Genomic DNA, 3,794 nt, shown 5'->3' on the forward strand with positions numbered 1-3,794 from the left:
AACATGTTGAAGGGTCCCTGCGTGCCACCGCCGATCACGGAGATGCCAACGGTTTTGCCCTTGAGATCAGCAATGGTCTTGATCGGCGAATCATCCATGACAGCCCAATAGACCGAGAAGCCGCCGGGCTTCTCGAACACATGTTGCGCGACGATATAGGCCTTCAGGTTGCCACCAACGACGCCATTGGCGAGCGACAGGGGCGCCTGGGTGGCACAATCGAGCGCCCCGGCCGCCAGTGCCTGCGTCATCGGCGCCGTGCCCTGGAATTGCGTCCATTCGATATTGTAGGTCTTGCCGAGATCGGGGAATTCCTGCGGCCTGCGCATCATCCAGTACTTCGATTCCTCAGCCGGAATGGTCCAGCCGACCCGAATGGTCTGCTGTGCCTGTGACGCACTCAGACTTCCCAGGACGGTGACCACGGTGCCCGCCGTCCAAATCCACTTCAAAACCGTCCGCATTGTGCCCCCTCCACCTATGATCGGCGCCAGCGTGACCTGCGGCCTAAACCTTTCATGGTTCAAACAATCAGGCAAGCTGTTGGCTGCCCGTAGGATTTGCCTGATCCGGCGGCGACTGGAATAGTCCGAAGACCGGACAAGCGCAGTAGGGTAGACAATGGCCGCCGCGCCGAACAATGAAAAGCTCGGCTATCTCGGGCTCGGAATGATGGGATTACCCATGACACGGCGGCTGCTCAAGGCCGGGGCGATGCCGCCGACATTCAGCGGATCGAGCCCTATGTGCTGGCGATGGCGCGGCGGCTCACACATATGGGGCTGACGGGAGCGGGGCAGACCACGAAACTGTGCAACCAGGTGATCGTCGGCTGCACCATGGCTGTGCTTGCAGAAGCAACCCGGCTCGCCGTCAACGCTGGCATCGACGCTCATCGACTACCGGAAGCGTTGGCCGGTGGATTTGCCGATTCCATCCCGTTGCAGCTGTTCGTGCCTCGCATGGTCCAGGGGATTCACTTGCCGCCGCTAGGGCATGTTGCAACCATGCTCAAGGATCTGGACACCGTCGCCGCGGTCGCGCACGACACATCAACCCCGATTCCGATGGCAAGCCTCGCCGGGCAAATCTTCCGATTGGCCAAGGCGGCACGGGGCGCCGATGTCGATGCGCTGGAGATCTATAAACCATCGGCGTCAATGATTGGTCAAAATCGATCTGATTGAATCGCAATCCAGTGGTATGAATACAACGAACTTTGCCGAGAAACCGATTGCGGATGTGCGGCAAACAGGAATCTCTGAACGACAGAAGACCAGGAAACGCGGCCATGTATGATCCTCAGGGTGTTACGACCTCTTCCGCACTTCATGTTCCCCAGCAGATGAGGGCTTGGGTGCTCGGTGGCCCCGATGAGCTGCTGCTGCGCGATAAGCCAACGCCGGTGCCCAAACGTGCCGAGGTTCTGGTCCGGGTCGATGCGGTCGCGATCTGCGCGACCGATCTGGAAATCATCCATCGGGGATCGCCGGCCAGCATCCAGGGCGGCCTTCCCTTCAACAAGAACTTCACGCCTGGCCACGAATACATGGGCACCGTCGCGGCGCTGGGATTCAACGTGGATGAGTTCAAGATCGGCGAGCGCGTGACGGTCGAAATCCATGCGGGGTGCAACCAATGCAAGCGATGCCGGCAGGGCATGTACACCTCATGCCTCAACTACGGCAAACCCGAGAAGGGCCATCGTGCCAATGGCTTTTCGACCGATGGCGGCTTTGCGGAATACGCGGTCAACCATATCAACACACTGATACGCGTGCCCGACACCATGAGCGATCCGGAGGCCACCCTCGTCGTCACTGCCGGAACGTCGATGTATGGCTTGACCGAGCTCGGTGGCCTGGTTGCCGGCGAAAGTGTCGTGGTTATTGGTCCAGGACCGATCGGGCTCCTCGCGGTAGCGGTTGCGAAAGCTCTCGGCGCTGGCCCCGTGGTATTGACGGGAACGCGCGATAAGCGGCTAGCGATCGGCAAGGAATTGGGAGCTGACCGCGTCATCAACGTAACGAGGGAAAATCCGGTCGACGTCGTCAAGCAGCTCACCGGTGGAATAGGAGCTGACTACGTGATCGAATGTGCCGGCAGCGAACAGACCATCGATCAGGCCATCCACATGACCAATCGTGGCGGCAAGATTTGCCTCGCCGCATTCCCGCACGAGCGGGTCATGACGGATATCGCGCATGTCGTGCGCAACAACATCTATGTCTATGGTATCCGCGGCGAAGGCAAGAGCGCGACCCACCGCGCGATGGAGTTGATGGCAGAGAAGCGGTTCGACGCGACCAGGATTCACACCCACACCTTCCCCCTCGCGGATCTGCCGATCGCGCTGCGATATGCAAGGGAACGGATCGAAGATGCAATCAAGGTGGTCGTGACAAATCGGCAAGCTGGCGCGATTTCAAGCGCGGCAGAGTAGCAGGTCCCACCTGCCCGCCGGCAACGGCCCTGCTCAGATGTGCCGCAGGGCCCTCAGGACGAGCTCCGGCGTCAGCGGAATCTCGGTGATCACCGCGGCGCCCAATGGCCGGAGGGCGTCGTTGACGGCGTTGGCTACGGCCGCCGCGGCCCCGGCGGTCCCTGCCTCGCCGGCACCCTTCGCACCAAGCTCGCTTTCCAGCGTCGGCGACACGACATGACCAATATCGATGTCCGGCATTTCACCGGACATCGGTACCAGGTAGTCAGCCATGTTCGCGTTGATGAGCTGGCCCCGCTCATCGTAAATGCATTTCTCGAACAGCGCGGCGCCCAACCCCTGCACGACACCGCCCCTGATCTGCTCGTCGACCAGTTGCGGATTGATGATGGTGCCGCAGTCCTCAACCACCCAGTGCTTCAATAGCTTGATGAGACCGGTCTCGATGTCGACCTCGAGCCACGAGGCCTGAATTCCGTTGGTGAAAGCAAAGGGATATTCTCGCGGCACGAAGTGACGCGTTGCCATCAATTCGGGCTGAACGCCGGGCGGCAGCGTGTCGGGCCGGAAATAGACGATACGGGCCAGCTCCCTCAACTCGATACGTACGATACTGTCCTGAGCATTGACGATATTGCCATCGATGATGTCGAGTTCGTCGGCAGCGGATTGCAGGATCGCTCCCGCGACGTCCAGAATGTTCTTGCGCAGGATCTTGGCGGCCTGTAGCGCCGCCTCGCCCCCGATTCCAGCGCCACGCGAGGCCCAGGTTCCTCCGCCATAGGGCGTATTGTCGGTGTCACCCAACATGACGCGGACACGATCCATTGGCACGCCAACGACACTGCCGACGATCTGAGCAATCAGCGACTCCGAACCCTGCCCTTGTTCGGTGATGCTGGCGTGGCAGATTACCGCGCCCTGGGCATCCAGTCGAACCGCGGCACCGTCCTGCGAAGATATCTTTGCGCCACCCACGCCATAAAATGCAGCGCTTGGATTGGTAACCTCGATGAAACTCGCGATCCCGATACCGCGATGAATATTTCGCTTGCGCAATTCGATCTGTTCGACCCGCAAGCCGTCGTAGTCCATCATCTCGACGAGCTTTGCGAGTGAAGCATGGTGCGACAATCGTTCGAACTTCATGCCGGACGGTGACGCACAAGGATACGCATCGTCGGGAATGAGATTGCGGCGGCGTATCTCCACCGGGTCGATTCCGATCCTGGCCGCAGCGAGGTCGATCAAGCCCTCGGTCATCGAACACGCGATCGGGTGACCTACCGCGCGGTATTGGCACATCACGTTCTTGTTCTGGAATACGACGCGGGTGCGGGCGCGATAGTTC

At 60.3% G+C, this 3,794-nt stretch carries 3 protein-coding genes and 1 pseudogene; 2 read left to right on the forward strand and 2 right to left on the reverse strand.

Going from position 1 to position 3,794, the window contains the following annotated elements; all coding sequences use genetic code 11:
- Positions 1-464: pseudogene (locus JOY90_RS09730) on the reverse strand (PhnD/SsuA/transferrin family substrate-binding protein); the annotation flags it as partial.
- Between the two features lie 291 nt (positions 465-755).
- On the opposite strand from JOY90_RS09730, the gene JOY90_RS09735 reads away from it, so the two are divergent.
- Positions 756-1,187 carry an NAD-binding protein gene (locus JOY90_RS09735; RefSeq protein ID WP_291690925.1) on the forward strand — a complete coding sequence of 144 codons (432 nt, stop codon included), beginning with the start codon at positions 756-758 and terminating at the stop codon, positions 1,185-1,187.
- Positions 1,188-1,291: 104 nt separating this feature from the next.
- Positions 1,292-2,443 carry a zinc-binding dehydrogenase gene (locus tag JOY90_RS09740; protein WP_291690923.1) on the forward strand — a complete coding sequence of 384 codons (1,152 nt, stop codon included), beginning with the start codon at positions 1,292-1,294 and terminating at the stop codon, positions 2,441-2,443.
- A 33-nt stretch (positions 2,444-2,476) separates the two neighbouring features.
- On the opposite strand, the gene JOY90_RS09745 is transcribed toward JOY90_RS09740, so the two are convergent.
- Positions 2,477-3,794, reverse strand: a 1,318-nt coding sequence (locus JOY90_RS09745) for a molybdopterin cofactor-binding domain-containing protein (RefSeq protein ID WP_291690924.1), incomplete at its 5' end; no start/stop codon positions are given.

This window comes from Bradyrhizobium sp., from assembly GCF_019242285.1.
In the GTDB taxonomy this organism is placed as follows: domain Bacteria; phylum Pseudomonadota; class Alphaproteobacteria; order Rhizobiales; family Xanthobacteraceae; genus Bradyrhizobium.

Excerpts from the sequence above, each read along its gene's own strand:
- JOY90_RS09735 (WP_291690925.1), top strand. The coding sequence starts at position 756 with ATGGCGCGGCGGCTCACACATATGGGGCTGACGGGAGCGGGGCAGACC.
- JOY90_RS09740 (WP_291690923.1), top strand. The coding sequence starts at position 1,292 with ATGTATGATCCTCAGGGTGTTACGACCTCTTCCGCACTTCATGTTCCC.